The organism is Cupriavidus sp. WKF15, assembly GCF_029278605.1.
Lineage (GTDB): Bacteria > Pseudomonadota > Gammaproteobacteria > Burkholderiales > Burkholderiaceae > Cupriavidus.
This window is the reverse complement of the sequence record NZ_CP119573.1, coordinates 2429174-2450033: the sequence shown is the minus strand read 5'-3', so window position 1 is coordinate 2450033 and position 20860 is coordinate 2429174. Positions and strand designations below refer to the sequence as shown.

Here is a 20860-nt window from a genome sequence, read left to right as displayed (position 1 = left end):
CGCGTCGCGGTACCTACCGTGCTTTTGGCGCCGAATCGGGAAAAGTCGTACTGGCACTCGGAAATTTCCTGCCCCCGTGAGGAAAAATGCTGAACACAATGATGCGCCAGACAATAAATGCCTGCGAATGCCATCAGCGGGCAATGCCATTAGAGATGGAGTGCTTGCGTGGTCACAATCCTTATCGTCGACGACCACCCCGCAGTGCGGGTCGTGCTGAAGACGCACCTGTCGCAGGTCCTCGGCGTGACGCATGTCCTGGAGGCGGACAATGGGCAGGCTGCCATCGAGATAGTGCGCCAGTATGCGCCCGATGTCGTGATCCTCGACCTGGACATTCCGCGCATCAGCGGTCTGGATGTCATCCCGCGGCTCAAGGCGATCCAGCCGAACGTACGCGTCCTGGTGATCTCGGGCCAGGACCAGAGCACCTTTGCCCCGCGTGCCCGGCAGGCCGGCGCGAATGGTTATGTCAGCAAGACCCAGGAGCTGCCGGAGATCGTCCGCTGCGTGGAATCCGTGCTGGCCGGCTACTCGGTCATGCCGGAGGTTGGCAACGGACGCGCCGAAGACCTGGACGAGGCGCGCCGGCTGGGCAGCCTGTCCGACAAGGAGCTGGTGATCATGCAGATGCTGGCCAAGGGCATGTCCAACAAGCAGATTGGCGAGGTGCTGTTCATTTCCAACAAGACCGTCAGTACGCACAAGACCCGCATCATGGAAAAGCTGGGCGCGCGTTCGCTGGTCGATGTGATCGATTTCGCCCGGCGGCACCATATCGCCATCGGGTGACAAAGGACTGCCATGCCTGATGCATTCGTCCTGGCCCAGTCGGGCAGCGCCTGGAGCGAGTTGCTGGCGCAATGGCTTGGCGACGCGGGCTTGTCGGCGCAATGCGTGACGGCTGCCGAGGCCGATGCGGTACTCGCCGCCGCCGTGCCTCGCCTGATCGTCGGCGCGCCGGACATAGTCGCCACGTCGTTGCTGCAGCGCGCACGCCGGGATGGAGCGCTGCTGGTCTGCGTAGGCCAGGCGCAGCCGGACTTCTGCGACGATGTTCTGGCCGAGCCAGTCACCGAGGAAGCCGTATTCCGCCTGTTGGCCAGGCACGGCTACGTGGCCATTTCAGGCAGCGAGCGCGCTGGCCTGGCCGATGCCATTGCGCGCCAGACCTTTGGCGACCCCGCACTTGCCGCCGAACTGGTGCAGGCGCTGGCGACCGCAACGGAATCCGACCTCGAAAGGCTGCAGGCGGAAGGCGACAGCCTGGAAAGCCTGGGCAGCGTGGCGCACCGCGTCAAGGCAGCGGCACACCTTGCCGACTGCCAGGGCTTTCAGCGGCTCTCGCAAAGGCTGGAGAACGCAGCCCGCAGCGGCGATGCCGGGCTGGCGGGGGCGGTGGCCGCGATTTTCACGCCGACCGCCCGCGAATTCCACGCCATGCTGATTGCCGGAGCAGGTGAATGACCGGAATCCTGCAAGGCAGAGTTGCCGAGATCTTCGATCCCGGCGCTGTCGACGGCAAGGGCAGGCTGGTGCTGCCGCCGACCTTGCGTGAGCGCTTGCTGGCCCGCCTCCCCTGAGCGGTACCTGGCGCTATCAGGGCGCGGCTATTTGCCTATGCTGGATGACAGGATCACAGCCGCTACTGCCGCCCGGCGGTAGCAAGAAGGGGGCCGCCATGCTGATTCCAACCGTGCAACGTCCCGCCCGCGAAGTCATCGAGGCGTACCGGGGGCTGCTGCAGATGTACGACTCTGTCACCTGCGCATTGTCTGACTGCATGGGGCGCTTCGGCGCCATGTCGGCGGCCATGCGGCCGGTCTTCGAACCCGTGTCGTTCGCCGGGCCTGCGATCACCGCGCGCACGCTGGCTTCCGACCTGGCCGCGCCGCTCAAGGCCATTGACGTGAGCGAGGCCGGCGACGTGGTCGTGGTCGATGCGCATATGGCTGCCAGCACGGCATTCTGGGGCGAGAACATGACCCTGTCGGCGATGAACCGCGGCGTGGTCGCCGCCGTCGTCGATGGTGCCTGTCGCGATGTCACGGAGATCCGCCGGCTCCGCTTCCCGGTGGTATGCCGCGGTATCGTGCCCAACGTGGCGGCAGTGGCCGGATATGGCGAGGTGAACGTGCCGGTGCAATGCGGCGGCATCGCGCTGAACCCGGGCGACATCGTGGTGGGGGACGAGAACGGCGTGGTCGTGGTGCCGCAGGCGCGTGCGCAGGAGATACTGCAAAAGGCCGAGCAGTTGCTTGAGACCGAGCATGTGCTCCAGGAAAAGCTGCGTGCCGGGGGCGGAACCGTGGGCGAGTTGATCGGCGTGGACGAGGTCTTTGCCGCCACCTTTGCCTACCAGCAGCGGGCGACTCGCTGAGTACCGCCGTCAGCCCGGTGCTGTGGGATCGCGGCATCGGATAGCGCTTTGGAAGCCTGGGCATGCGACACTTGCGGGCACTTCGCCTGGCCGCGTGCGGCTTCCCAATATCGGAGCAGAGGCTTCTGCCTGCGTTGGCGGCTTTGTGCCCTCGCGGCCGGGCACGGCTGGAACACGAAAACTTGACATCAGGACAAGGCATGCATCGACGCGATTCGGGACGTGACCCGATCGTCAGGGCAAACAGGCAGGGCGGTGCGCTGGTCTGCGGGACGATCAGGGCGCCGATCCTGAATCAGGGTCGGGCAAGCGCTGGCCTTGCGGCGGGCCGCGGCATCAAACGCGTGCGGGACAGGGCGGCGGCGTCGCCCGGCCGCCGGCTGCCGGGAGCCGCCCGGTGAGTGGCAAGCCGCAGCGATACCAGGGCGACTACGTCGCCTGGACCGGTGGCTGCCTGTTCATCGGTTCAGGGGGCGGCCCCGTGGCGCCGCACGCGCATTACGCGATCCAGCTGGTGATCGGGGCCCCGTCGGGTCTTCGGGTCCAGTCCGGCCATCGCGGGCAAGCGATGCTTTGCCAGGGCGCGCTCGTGCCATCCCGCGCGGTGCACAGCATAGATGTCTCGTCGTGCGACTGGAGCGCGGTGCTGTTCATCGAGCCGGAGACACGCGAGGGTCGTGCGCTGTCGGCGCGGATGGAGGGGCAAGTGGAGCTGTTGGGCGAAGCGGTGCTGGCGGGCGTGCTGTCCCGGCTGGAGCACGCCTGGCGAATGACCAGAACCGTGGAGGCGGTACAGGACGTCGCGCAGGCATTGGTGGGCTCGCTGTCGCGGACCATCCCGCACGTGCCGTCGGATCCACGCGTGCTGAAGGCGATCGAGCATCTCCGGGCGCATCGCGGCGAGCCACCGAGCCTGGAGGACGTGGCTGCGGTCGTGCACCTGTCGGCCAGCCGGTTTCGCCATGTCTTTGTCGAGCAGACCGGGATGCCGCTGCGGACCTACCAGCTCTGGCGCCGGTTGCTGAAGGCCTGGGAAATCCTCATGGAGGGCGACAACCTCGCGAATGCCGCCCACGCAGCGGGGTTTGCGGACTCGGCGCACCTGTCGCGCACCTGTCGCACCATGTTCGGCCTGGCCCCCTCGGCCATGCAGATGAGGGGGCCGCTGAGCGAGCGGCTGCGCGCCTCGTCCTCCTACCTCGGCTGATCGATCGCGCCGGACAGGGTGCCGAGAAATGCCACCAGGTCCTCGACGTCGCGCGGTGACAGCCGCACAGCCTGGCGCTGTCCCGGTGCCTCGCCAGGGCGCGCCAGTTCGCTTTGCCCGACCACGGCGTCTGGCGCTTCCACGTAGTGCCGGACCACGTCCCGCAGCGTCGTGATCTGCCCGGCGTGCATGTACGGCGCGCGCTCCGCGACGTTGCGCAGGCTCGGCGTGCGGAACGCGCCAAGATGCGCAGGGTCGTCTTTCGCCAGGAAATTCAGCTCGCCACATTGTTCGGGCTTTGCGTCGCTGTATGGGCCAAGGCAATTGAACTCATCACGGAGCAGCTTTGTAATCGCGTCGGCACGCCCGCGGTCGGGATGCCCCGGATCCAGCGGCGGGACGCCCGTGTTGTGGAAGGCATGGTCGCTGAGCATCGGGCCGTTGTGGCAGGTGATGCACTGGCCCTTGCCCAGGAAGAGCCGCAGTCCGCGTACCTCCTGGACAGTCAGCACATCCTGGCCGCGCGAGTCCGCGGCGAGGGTGGACCCGACATAGCGGTCGAAGCGCGAAGGGCCATATTGCACGCGGCTTTCATAGGCGGCAATGGCCTTGCCCATATTGGCGAAGACGCGGTTCACCTGCTGCTGTGTGGCGGGCGGCAGGGCCGCCCAGGCCGCACGCTCGTCCTCCGTGCCGAGCGGCGAGGCGTCCGGCGCAAGCGCTGGCATTGCCGGCAGCGGCCCGAAGACCTGCTCATACTGCGCGGCGTAGTGCGCCTGCATGATCCGGACAAACCGTACCCGGTTGCCGCCGTGTTCGGCGGCGTCCTCCATCGGCCCCAGCGCCTGCGACCACAGGCTGTCCTTGCGGCCATCCCAGAACAGGAACGGCGCTCCCGCCGCACCCATCACCGGCATGGTCCGCCGTTTGCCGGTCCCGAGGCCCTGGCCCAGTGGCCGTCCATCTTCGAACTGCGCGGCGGGCGCGTGGCAGCTTGCGCACGAGACATGGCCATTGCGGCTCAGGCGCGGATCATTGAACAATGCCCGGCCCAGACTGGCCGCGTTGCCGCTGCGCTCGTGGATATTGGATGGGTCGGCAGGGCGCGGCCCCGCTTGTGCGAGCTGCATGGTGGCCAGTGTCTGCAGGTCTTCCGGCACCCAGGCGTCGCGCAGCGCCGCCTGCGGTGCCGGCGTCGACACGCCCGCCGCGATAGCCATGGCCACCGGCACGCCCGCGAGTGCCATGCCGGCCTTGATGCCGAGCGTCTTCACGGGCGCTGCGACCGGGGGTCGATGACAATATTGAAGGCGACCTGATCCGGTCCGGGCTCCGCGCGAATGCCAAGCTTGAGGTCCCACCAGCCGCTCATGCTGAACTTCATGCCTTCGAGCAGGTAGGTGCCGTCGTCGACTTCGCGCGTCACCCGCGGCTGCGTCGGGTAGCCGTGGCCGTGCTGCGGCATGCCGCCCGCCACCGAGAATTGCGCGCCTCGCACGGGATGGCCGTCGGGCGTCGTCAACCGGACCTTCCAGCTATGCATCTGGTTGACCGCGGGGGACGGCGTCGGCGCGACGATCGCGACCTGGTAGCGGCCGCCGTCGGAGGACTTGTCGCGGGACAGGTCGAGGTCCTGGGGCGGGGTGGTGCAGCCGTAGCCGGCAAGAAGGATGGAGAACATTGCTAACGTGCGAACCATCATGCGTTCCTGAAAAGAGTGTTTCGGTCCGCAGATTTTTCCGCACGCGTGCTCCCCGGCGCTTGAACGAAGAGGCTGATTCCGCAGCCTTTTCGTTCAAGCCGGGCGTTCGCTTGTTGCCGCAGGAACGATGGGATCGCAATGCAGCGCGGGTGCCGTCAGTCCCCCGCAAACATCCCGCCGATGATCCGTCCCATCTCGTGCCGGCGCGCCACCGGCATGCGTGAAGCGGCCGACACAATGCTGATGGCAGCCTCGGCGTGCATGGCCATGGGCAGCGCATAGCCCACGCCGGCCACGCCGTCGGCGCCGGCGAGCGCGTAGCCGCACGTGCGGCTGCGTTCCACGCCCCGCATCAGCTTCATCAGGCTCAGGCCGCCGGCTTCGTACTCGGCGCGGTGACGTTCGTAGTGCGCACGGACAGCGTCATCGTCCAGCCGCGCGAGCAAGGCCATGCTGCCGGTACCCTGGCCCAGCAGGCGCGAGCTGCCGGTCAGCATATGGAAGGACTTGATGCGGTGGCTGCCTTGTTCGGTATGCAGGCAGTGGCCATGGTCGCCGATGCGCACGATCAGGAAGACCGCGTCGCCGGTCAGGCGCGCGAGCGCCTTCATCTTGGTCACGAGTGCGCTGCCGGGCGGGGGGCGGTTCATCGCGCGCAGGCCGAGCGACATGGCCGTGGTGCCCAGGAACAGGCGTTTGCTGCCCGATTCCCGTTCGATGTAGCCGGCAGCCTCCAGGAAGCGCGCCATGCGGTGCGCCGTGGTGCGGTCGATCTCCGCCTTGATGGCCAGGTCCGCCAGGGTTAACCCCGTGTCGTGATGCTCGGCTAGCAGTTCCAGCAGGGCGAAGGCACGTGTGAGGCTCTGGACGCCGTTGGGCGTGGATGGCTTGGCAGGCATGCGCGGCGGGCTCCCGGCGGCGGAGCATTGGGTTGGGCGTGCACATTATGCACAAACTGAGCGATTGAGGTTGTCCCGCGCGACGCGGTGGTTTGCAATCGGCTCATCATGCAAACCGAGCAAATCAAGCCAACCAAGCCAGCGCCATGATTCCCATCGAGACCCGCATCGACCCGTCTTCCGACTCGTTTGCCAGCCAGCGCACCGGCATGCAGGCCCTGATCGAGCGTCTGCGCAGCCTGGAGCAGCGTGCGGTGGCCGCCTCCGAGCGCGCCCGTGCGGCCTTTGCCAAACGTGGCGCGCTGCTGCCGCGCGAGCGCATCGGCCGCCTGCTCGACGCCGGCGCGCCCTTCTTGCCGATCGCCAGCCTGGCAGGCTTCGGCATGGACGACCCGAACCCCGACACGTCGATCCCGGGCGGTTCGCTCGTGGCCGGCATCGGCATCGTCTGCGGCGTACGCTGCATGGTGCTGGCCACCGATTCCGGCATCGACGCCGGGGCCATGACCGAGGCCGGCAATATGAAGCTGATGCGCTGCCAGGAGATCGCGCTGGAGAACCGGCTGCCGTTCATCCACCTGGTCGAGTCGGCCGGCGCCAACCTGCGCAAGTACCGCGTGGACAAGTTCATCCGCGGCGGCAGCATCTTCTACAACCTGGCGCGCCTGTCGGCGGCAGGGCTGCCGGTGATCACCGTGGTGCACGGCTCGTCCACCGCAGGCGGCGCCTACATGCCAGGCCTGTCGGATTACGTGGTCATGGTGCGCAATCGTGCCCGCGCGTTCCTGGCCGGCCCGCCGCTGCTCAAGGCCGCCACCGGCGAGGTCGCGACGGATGAGGAACTGGGCGGTGCCGAGCTGCACGCCACCGTCAGCGGCCTGGCCGAATACCTGGCCGAGGACGACGAGCACGCGATTGCCACAGCGCGCGACATAGTGGCCAGCCTCGACTGGCCGGACGTGTCGCCGGCGCCGGCACAGCCGGTGCGTGCGCCGCGCCAGGACCCGGCCGAGCTGGATGGCGTGATGACGCTGGACATGAAGCGCCCCGTCGACATGCGCGAGGTGATCGCGCGCATCGTCGACGATTCCGCGTGGCTGCCGTTCAAGCCCGACTACGGCCCTGGCACCGTGTGCGGCCACGCGCGCATCGAAGGCCACGCCGTCGGCTTCATCACCAACAACGGCCCGATCGACCCGGCCGGCGCGACCAAGGCCGCGCAGTTCATCCAGCTATGCAACCAGTCGGGCACGCCGATCGTGTTCCTGCAGAACACCACCGGCTTCATCGTCGGCCGCGCATCGGAAGAGGCGGGCATGATCAAGCATGGCGCGAAGATGATCCAGGCCCTGTCCAACTCGAGCGTGCCGCAGGTCACGATCTACTGCGGCTCGTCGTTCGGCGCGGGCAACTTCGGCATGTGCGGCCGCGGCTTTCACCCGCGCTTCTGCTTCTCGTGGCCCAATGCGCGCACCGCGGTGATGGGCGGCGAGCAGGCTGCCATGACGCTGGAGATCGTGGCGCGCCAGCAGGCCGAGCGCAAGGGGACGACGGTCGATGAAGCCCAGCTCGCGGCGCAGACCGCCGAGATCGTCGCCAACTTCGAACGCCAGGCCAGCGCCTTCGTCACCAGCGGCCTGATGCTGGACGATGGCGTGATCGACCCGCGCGATACGCGTGCCGTGCTGGCCTTCGTGCTGGCCACCGCGCGTGAAGCGAACCTGCGCCAGCCGCGCGCCGTGCAGTTCGGCGTAGCCCGCTTGTAAGCGGCCTGCAGCGACACCACGACCCTGCGACACTGCAACGAAATCAAGCCAACAAGAATTCCTGGAGACCAGCATGCTTTACACCGAAGACCACCGCAACATCATGGACAGCATCCGCCGCTTCGTGACGGCGGAGATCGATCCGCACGTCGACGAGTGGGAAGCCGCGGAGATTTTTCCGGCGCATGAGCTGTTCAAGAAGATGGGGAGCCTGGGCTTCCTGGGCATTACCAAGCCGGTCGAGTATGGCGGCCTGGGCCTGGATTTCTCCTACGCCATCGCCGCGGCCGAAGCGCTCGGCTATGCACGCGCCCAGGGCATCGGCATGGGCGTGGGCGTGCAGACCGACATGGCCACGCCCGCCCTGACCGCGTTCGGCTCCGATGCGCTCAAGCGCGAATTCCTGGCGCCCGCCATTGCCGGCGACATGGTGTGCTCGATCGGCGTATCGGAAGCGGGGGCGGGCTCCGATGTGGCCTCGCTCAAGACGCGCGCGCGCCGCGATGGCGACGACTACGTCATCAGCGGCTCGAAGATGTGGATCACCAACGGCACCCAGTCCGACTGGATCTGCCTGCTGTGCAACACCTCCGACGGCCCGGCGCACAAGAACAAGTCCCTGATCGTGGTGCCGCTCAAGGAAGACGGCAAGCGCGCGAAGGGCGTGGAAGTGCAGAAGATCAAGAAGTTCGGCATGTGGTGCTCGGACACCGCACAGATCTTCTTCGACGAAGTGCGCGTGCCGGTGCGCAACCGCATCGGCGAAGAGGGCATGGGCTTCATCTACCAGATGAAGCAGTTCCAGGAGGAACGCCTGAACGGCGCCGCGCGCCGCCTGGCCTGCACCGCGCTGATCGAGGAAACCGCCGACTACCTGCGCCAGCGCATCGCCTTCGGCAAGCCGCTGCTGGACAACCAGTTCATCCAGTTCAAGCTGGCCGAACTCAAGACCGAGATGGAGGCGCTGCGCGCGCTGGTCTACGTGGCCACGCAGACCTATATCGACGGCGGCGAGGTCACCGAGCTGGCGTCGATGGCCAAGCTCAAGGCCGGGCGCCTGTCGCGCGAGGTCGCGGACTGGTGCATGCAGTTCCAGGGCGGCATGGGCTACACCTGGGACAACCATGCCTCGCGCGCTTATCGCGACTTCCGCCTCGGTTCGATTGGCGGCGGCGCCGACGAGGTCATGCTGCAGGTCATCGCCAAGCAGATGGGCCTGATGTCGCGCGGCTGAGCGCAGCTCCGACCATCCTCAACGACATACTGCCATGCCAGATACCTCGCAGAACGACGGCGTGATCGTGCGCCGCGCCGGCGGCGTCCTGTTCGCCACGCTGAACATCCCCGCCACGCGCAACGCGCTCGCGCCCGAAGTCGTGGCGGCGCTGGCCGGCGCCATGGAACAGGCGGAGTCCGACCCTGAAATCCGTGCACTGGTGCTGCGCGGCGCCGGCGGCATCTTCAGCGCCGGCGGCAACGTCGGCAATTTCCAGGCGCGCCTGCAGGCGGACGCCAGCCAGGAAGACCCGGTCGCCACGCGCAACCGCCAGTTCGGCTATTTCATGGAGCGCCTGTCGGTGCTGCCGGTGCCCGTGATCGCCGCCGTGGACGGCGCGGCCATGGGCGGCGGCATGGGACTGGCGTGCGCGGCGGACATCGTGCTGGCCACGCGCGACGCGCGCTTCGCGTTGTCTGAGACGACGCTGGGCATCATCGCCGCGCAGATTGCGCCGTTCGTGGTGCAGCGCCTGGGCGCCGTGGCCGCGCGGCGGCTCGGGCTGACCGGCGAGCGTATCAACGGCCAGTCGGCGGTGGCCATCGGCCTGGTCGACCAGCTTGCCGAGGACAGTGCCGAACTGGATGCCCTGATTGCCGAATGGCTGACGCGTATTGGCCGCTGCGGCCCGCAGGCCAACCGCGTGTTCAAGACGCTGGTGGGCCGTTGTGGCCAGGAGCCGGTGGTGCCGCTGCTGGATGAGGCCTCGCGCCTGTTCGCGCAGTGCATGCGGCGCGAAGGCGCCGAAGGCGTGGCGGCTTTCCGCGAGAAGCGCGACGCGAACTGGGTGGCGCGCTTTGATGCCGATACCGTGCGCGCCGCGCAGGCCATCGCCTGAGACTTCAAAGAGATTCACGGGATTCCCTTCATGTCTGCTAACTGCCGACCCTTCCATACGCTGCTTGTCGCCAACCGCGGCGAGATTGCCGTGCGCATCATGCGTACCGCGCGCCGCCTCGGCCTGGCCACGGTGGCAGTCTATTCCGAGGCCGACCGGCACAGCCCGCACGTGGCCTGCGCCGACCGCGCCGTATGCATTGGTCCCTCCGCACCGCGCGTGTCGTACCTGAATATCGCGGCGATCATTGACGCCGCGCGCGGGAGCGGCGCGGACGCCGTGCACCCTGGCTACGGCTTCCTGGCCGAGAACGCCGAATTCGCCGAAGCCGTGGTGGCCGCGGGCCTGGTCTTTGTCGGTCCGCCGGGGCAGGCGATTCGTGCCATGGGCAACAAGGCCGAGGCCAAGCGCCTGATGCTGGCCGCCGACATGCCGTGCGTGCCCGGCTACCAGGGCAGCGCGCAGGACGATGCCACGCTGCTCGCCCAGGCTGGCCAGATCGGCTTCCCGATGATGGTGAAGGCTGCCGCCGGCGGGGGCGGGCGCGGCATGCGGCTGGTGCGCGATGCCGCGGCGTTGCCCGCCGCGCTGGCCAGCGCCCGCTCCGAAGCGCAGACCGCGTTCGGCTCGGGCGAGCTGATCCTGGAGCGTGCGGTAATGGCGCCGCGCCACGTGGAAATCCAGGTGTTCGCCGACACCCACGGCAACGTGATCCACCTTGGCGAACGCGACTGCTCGGTGCAGCGCCGGCACCAGAAGGTCATCGAAGAGGCGCCGTCGCCGGCAGTGGGCTCTGCGCTGCGCGCGCGCATGGGCGACGCCGCCGTGCGCGCCGCGCGTTCGATCGGCTACGTCGGTGCGGGCACCATGGAGTTCCTGCTCGATGGCGATGGCAATTTCTACTTCATGGAGATGAACACGCGCCTGCAGGTCGAGCATGCGGTCACCGAAGCGATCACCGGTTTCGACCTGGTCGAGTGGCAACTGCGCGTGGCGGCTGGCGAGCCGCTGCCGGTCACGCAGGACGAAGTGCGGCTGAAGGGCCACGCGATCGAAGTCCGGCTCACGGCCGAAGACGTGCCCGCCGGCTTCCTGCCGCAGGGCGGGCCGTTGATGCGCTGGCGCCCGCCGGCTTCGGGCCGCGATGTGCGCGTGGATCACGCGCTGGAAGAGGGCGGCGCGATTCCCACCCACTACGACTCGATGGTGGCCAAGCTCGTGGCGCACGGCGCCGACCGCGAAGAAGCGCGGCGCAAGCTGCTGCGCGCGGTGGAAGACTGTGTGCTGCTGGGCGTGCCGTCCAACCAGGCATTCCTGGCCGACTGCCTGGCAAGTCCGGCCTTTGCCGGCAACGACGTCCACACCGGCTTTGTCGAGACGCATATGCAGGCCGCGCTGCAGGCCACGGTGCCGCCGCGGCACGTGGCGGCGAGCGCCGCGCTGGCCGCCGCAGGCGTGCTGGATGGTGGCAGCCAGCCGGCTGCGCTGGCACGCACAGCGGCCAGCGTTGCGCTGGATGCGGCGGGGCAGGGATGGCAGGCCATGCTGCGTGCCGCGGGCGACGGCTGGCATGTCAGCCTGCGCGAGCGCGACGGCGACGCGCCGGCCGAAGCCTGCATGGTGCGCGTGCTGCGTGCCGATCCGCAGGCCGGCACCGCGCTGGTGGAGTGCGACGGCGTCGCCTACCCGCTGGTGTTCGCCGCGGACAAGCATGCGCTGCACCTGTTCCAGGCCGGCCGCGCGTGGAAGTTCCAGCGCCATGACCCGCGCCGCCGCCGCGACGCCGGCGATGCCGATGGCCTGCTGCAGGCGCCGCTGACCGCGCGCATCGTGGCCGTGCACGTCGCCGAAGGCGAGCGCGTGGCGGCCGGCCAGCCGCTGGTGGTGCTGGAAGCCATGAAGATGGAGCACATCATTGCCGCGCCGTTTGCGGGCGTGGTGGCTGAACTGGCGGCGCGCACGGGCGGGCAGGCCAGCGCCGGGGCGCTGCTGGCCCGTGTCGAAGCGGATGCTGACAAGGAGGCCGCATGACCGATACCGCCAGGACCATCCGCATTGGCGGCGCCTCGGGCTTCTGGGGCGATTCCGCGATTGCCACGCCGCAACTGCTGACAGTGCCGGGCATGCAGTACCTGGTCTATGACTACCTGGCCGAGACCACCATGTCCATCCTGGCGCGCGCCCGCGCGAGGGATGCGGCGCTGGGCTACGCCACGGACTTCGTGAACGCCGCGATGGCCCCGAACCTTGGCGAGATCCTGCGCCGCGGCATCCGTGTGGTCGCCAACGCCGGTGGCCTGAATCCGCAAGCCTGCCGCGACGCTCTGCTGAAGGCAGCCGCCCAGCAGGGTTTGTCGCCGCGCATCGCCGTGATCACGGGCGACGACGTGCGGGCGCAGTTCGCGCAATGGTGCGGGCAGGGCCTGACGGACCTGGACGGCCAGCCGGTGCCGACCACGGAGCCGTGGTCCGCGAACGTCTACACCGGCGCGCAGGCCATCGCGCGCGCGCTGGCGCTTGGCGCGGACATCGTCATCGCCGGACGCTGCGTGGACAGCGCCGTGGTGGTCGGCGTGCTGGCCCACGAGTTCGAATGGGACTGGACCGACTGGGACCGCCTGGCGGCAGGCACGCTGGCCGGCCATGTCATCGAGTGCGGTGCCCAGGCCACGGGCGGGCTCTTCACCGACTGGCAGCGCGTGCCCGACTGGGATCGCATGGGCTATCCGGTCATCGATTGCGCGCACGACGGCAGCTTCATGCTCGGCAAGCCGGAAGGCACCGGCGGGCTGGTCGAGCCGGCCGCCGTGGCGGAGCAGGTCTTGTATGAGGTGGGCGATCCCGCCAACTACCTGATGCCCGACGTCACCTGCGACTTCCGCGCGGTGCGCACGGAACTGGCGGCACCGGGCCAGGTGCGCGTGTGGGGCGCGCGCGGCCGTGCGCCGGGCAGCCACTACAAGGGCAACGCGACCTGGCAGGACGGCTACCAGATCAGCCTGATGATGGCGATCCGCGGCATCGATGCCCCCGCCAAGGCGCGCCGCACGGCCGATGCGCTGCTGAAGCGCACGCGCGACATGCTGGCCGCGCGCGGGCTGCCGGACTACAGCGAGACCATTGTCGAGTTGCTTGGCTGTGAGTCGCAGTACGGGCCTCATGCGCGCGACCTGCCGACGCGCGAGGTGGTCCTGCGTATCGGCGCACGCCATCAACAGGCCAGGGCACTGGGCTTCCTGCAGCGCGAATGCTCGTCGGCCGGCACGTCGATGGCGGCGGGCACACGCTCGTCGTTTTCGGGGCGGGTCGACATCCAGCCGGTGGTCAAGGTCTTTTCCTTCCTCGTACCGAAGGCCGATGTGCCGATGCGCGTGGGTTTCGAGGGTGGCGAGGTCGTGCTGGCCAATGCCGCGCAAAGCGGCGATGCCGGGCCGCCCGCGGCCATCGACATGCCCGTGCCGCAGCCGCTGCCCGCCGGACCGCGCGTCGAGCGCCCGCTGGTCGCGCTGGCCTACGCACGCAGTGGCGACAAGGGCGACGACGAAAACATCGGCGTGATCGCGCGGCGGCCGGAGTACCTGGCTCTGCTGCGCGAACAGATGACGCCGCAGGCCGTGCACGCGTACTTCGCCCACCTCGTGCATGGGGAGGTCGAGCGTTTCGAAGTGCCCGGCCTGCATGCGCTGAACTTCCTGATGCATGGCGCGCTGGCCGGCGGCGGTGTCGCAAGCCTGCGCTCCGACCCGCTTGGCAAGAGCTACGCGCAGATGCTGCTCGATTTCCCGATTTCCGTGCCGCAGGGCTGGGTACAGGATGCGGGCCACTGACTGACTGAACCGACGCGCCGGCAACAGGCGCCCATCCGACAAGGAGGAGACATGACGCAACACAAGCCCAACGGGCGCATCCGCAGGCTGCTGGGGCTTGGCCTGTTCGCCGGCCTGGTCGCCGGCGCGATGCCGGCCTTTGCGCAGGGCGACAACTGGCCGAATCATCCGGTGCGCGTGGTCGTGCCCTACACGCCGGGCGGCGTTTCCGATGCCGTCACGCGGCTCGTGATGCAGAAGCTGGCCGAGCGCATCGGCCAGCCGGTGGTGGTGGAGAACCGCCCCGGCGCCAATGGCATGATCGGCTCGGACAACGTGGCCAAGTCCACGCCGGATGGCTACTCGCTGCTGGTCGTGGTGGCGGCGCACGCGATCAACCCGAGCCTGTATCCGCGCATGAGCTATGACCCGGTCAGGGACCTGACCGGCGTCAGCCTGATCGGCCGCATTCCGCTGCTGCTGGTGTCGAGCGCGCAACTGCCGCCTGCCAGCGTGAAGGAACTCGTGAGCTGGGGCAAGGCTCATCCGGACAAGATGACCTTTGCTTCGAGCGGCAACGGCTCGGGTGCCCATCTGGCCGGCGAACTGTTCGCGCAGGCCACGGGCGTGAAGATGGTCCATGTCCCGTACAAGGGCATCTCCCCGGCCCTGCCTGACCTGTTCTCGGGGCAGGTTGCCATCATCTTCGACTCGGTGCAGACCATGATGCCGCAGGTGAAGGCCGGCAAGGTGCGCGCGCTGGCGATCTCCAGCCCGACGCGCTGGCCGGCCGCGCCGGACGTGCCGACCATGGCCGAGGCCGGTTATCCGTCCGTGACGGCCAGCAGCTGGATCGGCCTGATCGCGCCGGCCAAAACGCCGCCTGCGGTGCTGGCGAAGATCTCCGCGGAGATGGATGCCGTGCTGCGCCAGCCGGAGGTCCGGACCCGCTTGATCGAATACGGCATCGACCCCGTCGGCGGCAAGGCCGATCAGTTCCAGGCCTTCATCAGGGAGGAGTCGGTACGCTGGGGCGAGGTGGTAAGGAAGGGCGGCGTGAAAGTGGAGTAAAGGCCGGGCCGCTATAAGTGGTGATGCGTGCCGGACGATGCCTGCGGAGGCGGTGGCGGCGTGAGGTCGGCACTGCAGCTCGGCGATTCCGCATCGTGCGTATGCGTATGCGGATGAAGCGCCCCTGGCACGTTCTGGCTTTCCAGGCCATTGTGCGACAGCCACAGCGCGGTGGTACTGGCCGCGCGGTCGATCAGTTCGCCGCAGCGCGAGTAGTCATAGGGCGAGATATCGAGCGGGCAAAGCGGGGGCACCACAGAAATATGCGCGTAGCTGCCCCAGTGCTGCAGGTCGTGCACGAGCTGGCGCGCGACGAGCAGGGAGAGCGCGTTGAACGCGTGCTCCAATGCCCCGCGCGGCGGGCGCCGCTCGGAACACGTGAAGCCCGCCGGCAGCACGATCACGCGCGTGGCGCCGAGCCGCACCGCGGTCGAAACGGGGGTGTTGTTCGCCACGCCGCCATCGATCAGCGTGCGTCCCTCGAACTGCACCGGCGGGAAGACGCCGGGAATGGCTGCACTGGCCAGCACCGCGTCGACAATGGCGCCACTGGAGAGCAGGACCTCCGCGCCGCTCTGCATGTCGGTGGCCACGACGTGCAGCGGCAGCGCGGCATTTTCCACGCGTGCATCGCCGAAATTCCGGCTTAGCAGCGCACGCAGGCCGAATGCGTCCACCAGGTAGCCGCGGCTGCCGCCGAGCATGCCCAGTACGCTGCGCCATGACCACGGCATGATTTCCGTGCGGCGGATTGCGCGCCAGAGTTGTTCCAGCCGTGCCGCGCCATCGCGCCCGGGATTGCAGGCGAAGTAGGCGCCATTGATGGCACCGGCCGAAGCACCGATCACCAGGTCGGGAGTCAGGCCCGACGCTACCAGTTCACGCAGCATGCCGACCTGGATCGCGCCCAGGCTGCCGCCGCCGGCAAAGACGAAAGCGGTTTTTTCCATGATATGGGTCCGGCGCATATCCGCGCTGGTTGGTGGAAGTCGTCCTGAGCAAAGCTTAGGCGACACCGAAGCGGGTGGAGCGACTGGCCGCTCGAAAATCCCACGGCAGGTGGCTCACATCTGCTTAGCGGATGCTGGTCGGGAAACCGCGTCCGGGCCGATTGTGCAATTAACTGACGTGACAGTACTTCCACCTCTAAGGCGACCTCTTATGCGAGGTCGCTGCAGCCCGTGGGGCGAACGCCTGACCTATATGCACCGCACGACAGTAAAGTCGCCGAACTGATCCGACGCCAAAGCTACGGAGAACCAGGAGAAGTCAGTTCGGCAGGGGGCGACAACGACGGTGCAGCGCGGATGCTTTAGTCGTGGACGTAATTGCCTGTGCCGTAGACCTTCTCGCACCATCCGGAACTTGCACCGAGAAGCCTGGACAGCTTTGCGGCCGCGACCAATTGCACCCGTGCGATCTCGGTGCGATCCGCGGCCTGCAAACGCGTGGCGGGGCCAGATAGTGTGAGCGAGGCCATGAACTTGTCGCCGGCGCCGAACAGCGGTGTCGCGAAAGCGGCGGTGTAGAGGTCCCGCACACCAGCGGTAAACCATGGCAGCGCCTCGTCGCGTTTTGCCGCTTGCTCTTCCTTTCCCCAGTACTTGAGCACGGAACCGATTGCGGTATCGTCCAATGGCAGGATCGTGCCGGGCAATCGCGTCTCCCGCAAACCTTCGCTGGGCTCGGCGCGATAGAGGCACATACGCTGCTCGTCGCCGTGGAGCACGTAGTACGACGCGCTTTCCTTGGTCGCCAATGCCAGCTCTTGCAGCACGGGCTCGATGATCGAGCCGAGCTGGAACGACTGCTCGTAAAGCTTGCCGAGATAGAGCAGGCGCGGCCCAAGTGCGTAGCGGCCATCGGCCGTGCGCACCACATAGCTCATCCGCTCGAGCGAATTCAGCAGACGGAAGACTGTCGTCTTGTGCATGCCGGAGGCATTGGAGAGTTGCGCAAGCGACTGAATCTCGGCGCCAAGTCGGAAGCAGTCCAGCAAGCCGAGCGCCTTTTCGACTGCGGCCACCCCATGGTTACTCATCGTTTGTCCTCATACGAATTTCGATGATTGTACTGTGTACAACGTCATTTTGCAGAGTACAGGGGTAAACGCCAAGTGGAACGACGACCTTAACGGACTATAGTTGCCTCATATTTATGAAACGTCGTTGTACCACGTACAACGCAAAACGGAGACAACGAATGCGTCCAATCCGATCCCTCCTCCTGGCGGCTCTGGCTACGACCACGATGTCGGCCCATGCGGCCTGGCCCGATGACCGGCCCATCGAGGTGTACGTCGGGTTCGCCGCAGGGGGAGGGACCGATTTGCTGGCGCGGGCCATGGCCCCGTTTCTTCAGAAGCATGTCGGAGGCAAGGCCCGCATCGTGGTCGTGAACAAGCCCGGCGCATCGGGTGAAATCGCCTATTCGGCGCTCTCGCGTGCGGCGGCGGACGGCTACACCATCGGCATCGTGTCCACGCCATCGTTCCTGACCATCCCCATCCAGCGCAAGCCCAAGTACGACCCCGCGGCCATCGTCCCACTGGCGCGCGTGATCGATGACCCGACCATGTTCGTGGTCGCGGGCGACAGCAAGCTCGCTTCCATGGCGGACCTGGTCAAGCAGCTCAAGGCCAACCCGGAGGGCTTGTCGATGGGCAGCAACGGCATTGGCACGAACGGGCACATGGCCGCCCTGGCGTTGCAGCAGGCGACGGGCGCCAGGGTCAACCACATTCCCTTTGCCGGAACGTCGCAGACTAAAACCAGCCTGCTGGGCCATCACATCGACGTGATGGCAATGAGCACCACGGAATACACCGAGGCCGATCGCGCTTCGAAGGACGTGAAAGTGCTGGCGCAACTGGGCGATGAACGGCGCCCGGGCGTGGTGGCCGGCGTGCCCACGGCACGCGAGCAGAAGCTCGACATCACGATCTCGTCGGAGCGTGGCTTCGCGGCGCCGCGCGGCTTGCCGCCGGACATCGCCAGGCGTCTGCAGGCCGCCGTCGAAGCCACGACGAAGGACCCGGAATTCCTGGCCCGCGCCGTCAACGAGGCGCGCGGCATCTCCTATCTGTCTGGCGCTGCGTGGACCGAGCACATGGCCACGCAGCGCGGAAAGTTCGAAAGCCTCTGGAAGATCGCTTCCACGAAGTGACCCCTTGAGTAAATCCACTTTGTTTGTCCGTCATATCTGGAGTCGTACATGAGCACCCCCAAAGCATCCCCCGCGATACGTCGCGATTTCGAGCGCGTCTCTCCTGAACTGGTGGAGCGTGCATCGAAGTTCCAGGCCGCCATCCTCGCGGACGTCGTGGGCCGTCGCGGCACGCTGAATGCACGCGTGCAAGGGCTGTCACCGTCGATGAAGGTGGTCGGCCCCGCGCTGACCGTGGAAGTGCGTCCCGGCGATAACCTGATGTTCCACGTCGGCCTGGCGCTGGCCAAGCCAGGCGATGTGATCGTCGTCGACGGCAAGGGCGACCAGACCGCCGCGCTGTGCGGCGAAATCATGGCGACGCAGGCCCAGGCATCCGGCGTGGCGGGTTTCGTGATCGATGCCGCCGTGCGCGATTCGCACGAGCTGGCCGGCGGCGCGTTTCCGGTGTTTTCAGCGGGCACCAATCCGTGCGGCCCGACCAAGGCGATCGGCGGCCTGGTGAACTGGCCGGTGTCGGTGGCTGGCGTCGCGGTCAACCCGGGCGACCTGATCGTGGGCGATGCCGACGGCGTGGTGGTGATTCCGCGTGAAGAGGTGCCCGCGATCCTCGACCTGGCGCAAAAGAAGGTGGATGCGGAAGCCAAGCGCATTGCCGCCATCAAGGGTGGCGACCTGCGCCCGGGCTGGCTGGACAAGGAGCTGCGCGCCGCTGGTGTGCTGGCCGAGGGTGAAACGCTGTGAATGCCGTGAAGAAACCCGCTCTGCTGGTCACGGGCAATGACCTTGCACCGCAGGCGCTTGAACTGCTCCAGGACTTCGAAGTGTGCTTCGCGGGCAGGCAGTGCAGCGAAGACACGGTGGTGGCCATGGCGAAGGCGAAGGACCCTGTCGCCATCATCGTGCGCTACGGCAAGGTCGGCCCCAGCGTGATGGACGCCGCACCGTCGCTGAGGGTCATCTCCAAGCATGGCAGCGGCATCGACGTGATCGACCAGAAGGCCGCGGCCGAGCGTGGCATCGCGGTGAAAGCCGCGGTTGGCGCCAACGCCGCAGCCGTGGCCGAGCACGCCTGGGCGCTCATCCTGGCGTGCGCGAAGGCCGTGCCTCACCTGAACGACCGCATGCGCGGCGGCCATTGGGATAAGTCGACGCACAAGACCATCGAGCTGAACGGCCGCACGCTGGGCGTCGTCGGCCTCGGCGAGATTGGTCGTCGGGCGGCGATGACCGGTGTGGCACTGGGCATGCACGTGATCGCTTTCGATCCGTTTGCGAAGACGGTGCCCGAAGGCGTCACGCTGGTCGATCTGGCGCAACTGTTCCGCGAGTCGGATGTCGTGTCGCTGCATTGCCCGCTGACCGACGAGAACCGCGGCATGCTGAACCGCGAAACGCTGGCCACGTTCAAGGACGGCGCCATCCTGGTCAACACCGCGCGTGGCGGCCTGATCGATGAACCAGCGCTCGTTGAGGCGTTGCAGAACGGCAAGCTGTACGCCGCGGGGCTGGACAGCTTTGCGGTCGAACCGATGCCCGTGCCGCATCCGTTCCAGCAGGTGCCCAACCTGATCCTGTCGCCGCACATCGGTGGCGTCAGCGACGCGGCCTACGTGAACATGGGCGTGGGCGCGGCGAAGAACGTGATCGCGGTGCTGCAGGGTGCTGCGGCGCCCGCTTGAATTGAGATAACGATCGTCGCGGGGCTGGTCCGACCTGGTGGTCTGGCCCAGGCAACCACCGCGACAGCAGGAGACAACGATGTTTCATCGCGCAATCCCTCTGTTTGCCGCCGTCGCGACGCTGCTGGGCGCTGGCACGCTACCCGCGTTCGCGGCCTATCCCGACAAGCCCGTACGCATCGTCGTGCCCAACCCGCCCGGCGGCGCCGTCGATGTGGTGACGCGCAAGATCGCGCAGAAGCTTACCGTGCAGATGGGGCAGAGCTTTGTCGTCGAGAACAAGCCGGGTGCGTCGGGCACCATCGGTACCACGCAAGTGGTCAACGCAGCGGCTGACGGCTACACGCTGCTGGCGAACGACAACTCGTACACGACGCTGCCTTATGTGTTCAAGAAGCTGAACTGGGATCACCAGAGCGCGCTGGTTCCCATCGCGCCATTCGCATTCTCGCCGGTCGTGCTAGGGGTCAAGGCCGATTCGCGCTTCAAGGACCTGGCCTCGCTGGTGAGCTACGCCAAGGCGCATCCCGGTGAAGTGACGTTCGGCACAGGCGGCCCCGGCAGCTCGCCGCACTTTGCCGCCGAGGCCTTTCAGCAAGCGGCCGGTATCAAGCTGATGCACGTGCCGTACAAGGGCGCCGGCGAAGCCATGGTTGGGCTGCTGGGCGGCAGCGTCGATCTGCTGGTGGTCTCCACGCCGACCGCACTGGCGCCGGTGAAGGGCAATCAGATGCGCCTGCTGGCCATCAGCGGCAAGAGCCGCGTCGGTGTGTTCCCGAGCGTGCCGACATTTGCCGAAGCGGGCGTACCGGCTTTCAGCCTGTTCAACTGGTCGGGTCTGGCCGCGCCGAAGGGCACGCCCAAGGAGGTCGTCGCTCGTCTGCAGGCTGAAATCCAGAGGGCCCTCCAGGCGCCCGACATGAAGGAATTCCTGGCGCAGATGGGTGCGCAGCCGGGCAATCTGGACAGTCCCGCGTTTGCACAACTGATCCAGCGAGAAACCGCGCAGTGGGCTACCGTTGCAATGAAGGCCAATATTGAAAAGCAATAACCGGATGCCTCGCGGAG

Annotated in this window: 19 protein-coding genes; 14 read left to right on the top strand and 5 right to left on the bottom strand. The window is 67.4% G+C overall.

Annotation, left to right across the window (positions count from 1 at the left end):
• Positions 1-168: 168 nt before the first annotated feature.
• The 4 genes from CupriaWKF_RS28575 to CupriaWKF_RS28560 all read left to right on the top strand — a co-directional run bounded on the left by CupriaWKF_RS28575 (position 169) and on the right by CupriaWKF_RS28560 (position 3587).
• A complete protein-coding gene (locus CupriaWKF_RS28575) occupies positions 169-792 on the top strand; it encodes a response regulator transcription factor (RefSeq protein WP_276101778.1) in 624 nt (207 codons plus the stop codon).
• Positions 793-804: 12 nt separating this feature from the next.
• Entirely contained in the window at positions 805-1467 is a 663-nt protein-coding gene (locus tag CupriaWKF_RS28570; protein WP_276101777.1) for an Hpt domain-containing protein, read from the top strand.
• Between the two features lie 214 nt (positions 1468-1681).
• Positions 1682-2380 carry a hypothetical protein gene (locus CupriaWKF_RS28565; RefSeq protein ID WP_276101776.1) on the top strand — a complete coding sequence of 233 codons (699 nt, stop codon included), beginning with the start codon at positions 1682-1684 and terminating at the stop codon, positions 2378-2380.
• Positions 2381-2777: 397 nt separating this feature from the next.
• Positions 2778-3587: an AraC family transcriptional regulator gene (locus tag CupriaWKF_RS28560; protein WP_276101775.1), complete on the top strand. Its 810-nt coding sequence runs from the start codon at positions 2778-2780 to the stop codon at positions 3585-3587.
• Here CupriaWKF_RS28560 and CupriaWKF_RS28555 read toward each other — a convergent pair.
• The 3 genes from CupriaWKF_RS28555 to CupriaWKF_RS28545 all read right to left on the bottom strand — a co-directional run bounded on the left by CupriaWKF_RS28555 (position 3575) and on the right by CupriaWKF_RS28545 (position 6188).
• Positions 3575-4861 (bottom strand): cytochrome c peroxidase, encoded by a 1287-nt coding sequence (locus CupriaWKF_RS28555; RefSeq protein ID WP_276101774.1) that lies wholly within the window; start codon positions 4859-4861, stop codon positions 3575-3577. The genes CupriaWKF_RS28560 and CupriaWKF_RS28555 overlap by 13 nt on opposite strands.
• Positions 4858-5268 carry a FixH family protein gene (locus CupriaWKF_RS28550; protein WP_276101773.1) on the bottom strand — a complete coding sequence of 137 codons (411 nt, stop codon included), beginning with the start codon at positions 5266-5268 and terminating at the stop codon, positions 4858-4860. Before CupriaWKF_RS28550 ends, CupriaWKF_RS28555 begins: the two co-directional genes overlap by 4 nt.
• 176 nt (positions 5269-5444) lie before the next feature.
• Entirely contained in the window at positions 5445-6188 is a 744-nt protein-coding gene (locus tag CupriaWKF_RS28545) for a helix-turn-helix domain-containing protein (RefSeq protein ID WP_276101772.1), read from the bottom strand.
• A 146-nt stretch (positions 6189-6334) separates the two neighbouring features.
• Here CupriaWKF_RS28545 and CupriaWKF_RS28540 point away from each other — a divergent pair, with 146 nt between their 5' ends.
• From CupriaWKF_RS28540 to CupriaWKF_RS28515, 6 genes are all read left to right on the top strand, one after another.
• Positions 6335-7954 carry a carboxyl transferase domain-containing protein gene (locus CupriaWKF_RS28540; RefSeq protein ID WP_276101771.1) on the top strand — a complete coding sequence of 540 codons (1620 nt, stop codon included), beginning with the start codon at positions 6335-6337 and terminating at the stop codon, positions 7952-7954.
• A gap of 73 nt (positions 7955-8027) precedes the next feature.
• Positions 8028-9188, top strand: coding sequence for an acyl-CoA dehydrogenase family protein (locus CupriaWKF_RS28535; protein WP_276101770.1), 1161 nt, complete (start codon positions 8028-8030; stop codon positions 9186-9188).
• A gap of 34 nt (positions 9189-9222) precedes the next feature.
• Positions 9223-10068: an enoyl-CoA hydratase-related protein gene (locus tag CupriaWKF_RS28530; RefSeq protein ID WP_276101769.1), complete on the top strand. Its 846-nt coding sequence runs from the start codon at positions 9223-9225 to the stop codon at positions 10066-10068.
• Positions 10069-10098: 30 nt separating this feature from the next.
• Positions 10099-12099, top strand: coding sequence for an acetyl-CoA carboxylase biotin carboxylase subunit (locus CupriaWKF_RS28525; RefSeq protein ID WP_276101768.1), 2001 nt, complete (start codon positions 10099-10101; stop codon positions 12097-12099).
• The gene (locus CupriaWKF_RS28520; protein WP_276101767.1) at positions 12096-13895 is read left to right on the top strand and encodes an acyclic terpene utilization AtuA family protein; all 1800 of its coding nucleotides are present in this window, start codon (positions 12096-12098) and stop codon (positions 13893-13895) included. Before CupriaWKF_RS28525 ends, CupriaWKF_RS28520 begins: the two co-directional genes overlap by 4 nt.
• 51 nt (positions 13896-13946) lie before the next feature.
• Positions 13947-14945 (top strand): tripartite tricarboxylate transporter substrate binding protein, encoded by a 999-nt coding sequence (locus CupriaWKF_RS28515; protein WP_276101766.1) that lies wholly within the window; start codon positions 13947-13949, stop codon positions 14943-14945.
• A gap of 11 nt (positions 14946-14956) precedes the next feature.
• On the opposite strand, the gene CupriaWKF_RS28510 is transcribed toward CupriaWKF_RS28515, so the two are convergent.
• Together CupriaWKF_RS28510 and CupriaWKF_RS28505 are read right to left on the bottom strand one after the other, a co-directional pair.
• Positions 14957-15895 carry a patatin-like phospholipase family protein gene (locus tag CupriaWKF_RS28510; protein WP_276101765.1) on the bottom strand — a complete coding sequence of 313 codons (939 nt, stop codon included), beginning with the start codon at positions 15893-15895 and terminating at the stop codon, positions 14957-14959.
• A 362-nt stretch (positions 15896-16257) separates the two neighbouring features.
• Positions 16258-16986: an IclR family transcriptional regulator gene (locus CupriaWKF_RS28505; RefSeq protein ID WP_276101764.1), complete on the bottom strand. Its 729-nt coding sequence runs from the start codon at positions 16984-16986 to the stop codon at positions 16258-16260.
• A 161-nt stretch (positions 16987-17147) separates the two neighbouring features.
• Between CupriaWKF_RS28505 and CupriaWKF_RS28500 the strand changes: the two genes are divergently transcribed.
• From CupriaWKF_RS28500 to CupriaWKF_RS28485, 4 genes are all read left to right on the top strand, one after another.
• Positions 17148-18110, top strand: a complete 963-nt coding sequence (locus tag CupriaWKF_RS28500; protein WP_276101763.1) for a tripartite tricarboxylate transporter substrate binding protein — start codon at positions 17148-17150, stop codon at positions 18108-18110.
• Between the two features lie 48 nt (positions 18111-18158).
• The gene (locus CupriaWKF_RS28495; protein WP_276101762.1) at positions 18159-18854 is read left to right on the top strand and encodes an RraA family protein; all 696 of its coding nucleotides are present in this window, start codon (positions 18159-18161) and stop codon (positions 18852-18854) included.
• Positions 18851-19792 (top strand): hydroxyacid dehydrogenase, encoded by a 942-nt coding sequence (locus CupriaWKF_RS28490; RefSeq protein WP_276101761.1) that lies wholly within the window; start codon positions 18851-18853, stop codon positions 19790-19792. The genes CupriaWKF_RS28495 and CupriaWKF_RS28490 overlap by 4 nt, the downstream gene beginning before the upstream one ends.
• Positions 19793-19871: 79 nt before the next feature.
• A complete protein-coding gene (locus CupriaWKF_RS28485) occupies positions 19872-20843 on the top strand; it encodes a tripartite tricarboxylate transporter substrate binding protein (protein ID WP_276101760.1) in 972 nt (323 codons plus the stop codon).
• The last annotated feature ends 17 nt before the right edge of the window (positions 20844-20860 follow it).

Bases quoted from the DNA above. Each gene is read 5' to 3' on its own strand.
- CupriaWKF_RS28550 (WP_276101773.1), bottom strand. From the start codon at position 5,268: ATGTTCTCCATCCTTCTTGCCGGCTACGGCTGCACCACCCCGCCCCAG.
- CupriaWKF_RS28570 (WP_276101777.1), top strand. From the start codon at position 805: ATGCCTGATGCATTCGTCCTGGCCCAGTCGGGCAGCGCCTGGAGCGAG.
- CupriaWKF_RS28510 (WP_276101765.1), bottom strand. From the start codon at position 15,895: ATGGAAAAAACCGCTTTCGTCTTTGCCGGCGGCGGCAGCCTGGGCGCG.
- CupriaWKF_RS28520 (WP_276101767.1), top strand. From the start codon at position 12,096: ATGACCGATACCGCCAGGACCATCCGCATTGGCGGCGCCTCGGGCTTC.
- CupriaWKF_RS28540 (WP_276101771.1), top strand. From the start codon at position 6,335: ATGATTCCCATCGAGACCCGCATCGACCCGTCTTCCGACTCGTTTGCC.
- CupriaWKF_RS28485 (WP_276101760.1), top strand. From the start codon at position 19,872: ATGTTTCATCGCGCAATCCCTCTGTTTGCCGCCGTCGCGACGCTGCTG.
- CupriaWKF_RS28505 (WP_276101764.1), bottom strand. From the start codon at position 16,986: ATGAGTAACCATGGGGTGGCCGCAGTCGAAAAGGCGCTCGGCTTGCTG.
- CupriaWKF_RS28535 (WP_276101770.1), top strand. From the start codon at position 8,028: ATGCTTTACACCGAAGACCACCGCAACATCATGGACAGCATCCGCCGC.
- CupriaWKF_RS28495 (WP_276101762.1), top strand. From the start codon at position 18,159: ATGAGCACCCCCAAAGCATCCCCCGCGATACGTCGCGATTTCGAGCGC.
- CupriaWKF_RS28545 (WP_276101772.1), bottom strand. From the start codon at position 6,188: ATGCCTGCCAAGCCATCCACGCCCAACGGCGTCCAGAGCCTCACACGT.
- CupriaWKF_RS28565 (WP_276101776.1), top strand. From the start codon at position 1,682: ATGCTGATTCCAACCGTGCAACGTCCCGCCCGCGAAGTCATCGAGGCG.
- CupriaWKF_RS28525 (WP_276101768.1), top strand. From the start codon at position 10,099: ATGTCTGCTAACTGCCGACCCTTCCATACGCTGCTTGTCGCCAACCGC.
- CupriaWKF_RS28500 (WP_276101763.1), top strand. From the start codon at position 17,148: ATGCGTCCAATCCGATCCCTCCTCCTGGCGGCTCTGGCTACGACCACG.
- CupriaWKF_RS28515 (WP_276101766.1), top strand. From the start codon at position 13,947: ATGACGCAACACAAGCCCAACGGGCGCATCCGCAGGCTGCTGGGGCTT.
- CupriaWKF_RS28530 (WP_276101769.1), top strand. From the start codon at position 9,223: ATGCCAGATACCTCGCAGAACGACGGCGTGATCGTGCGCCGCGCCGGC.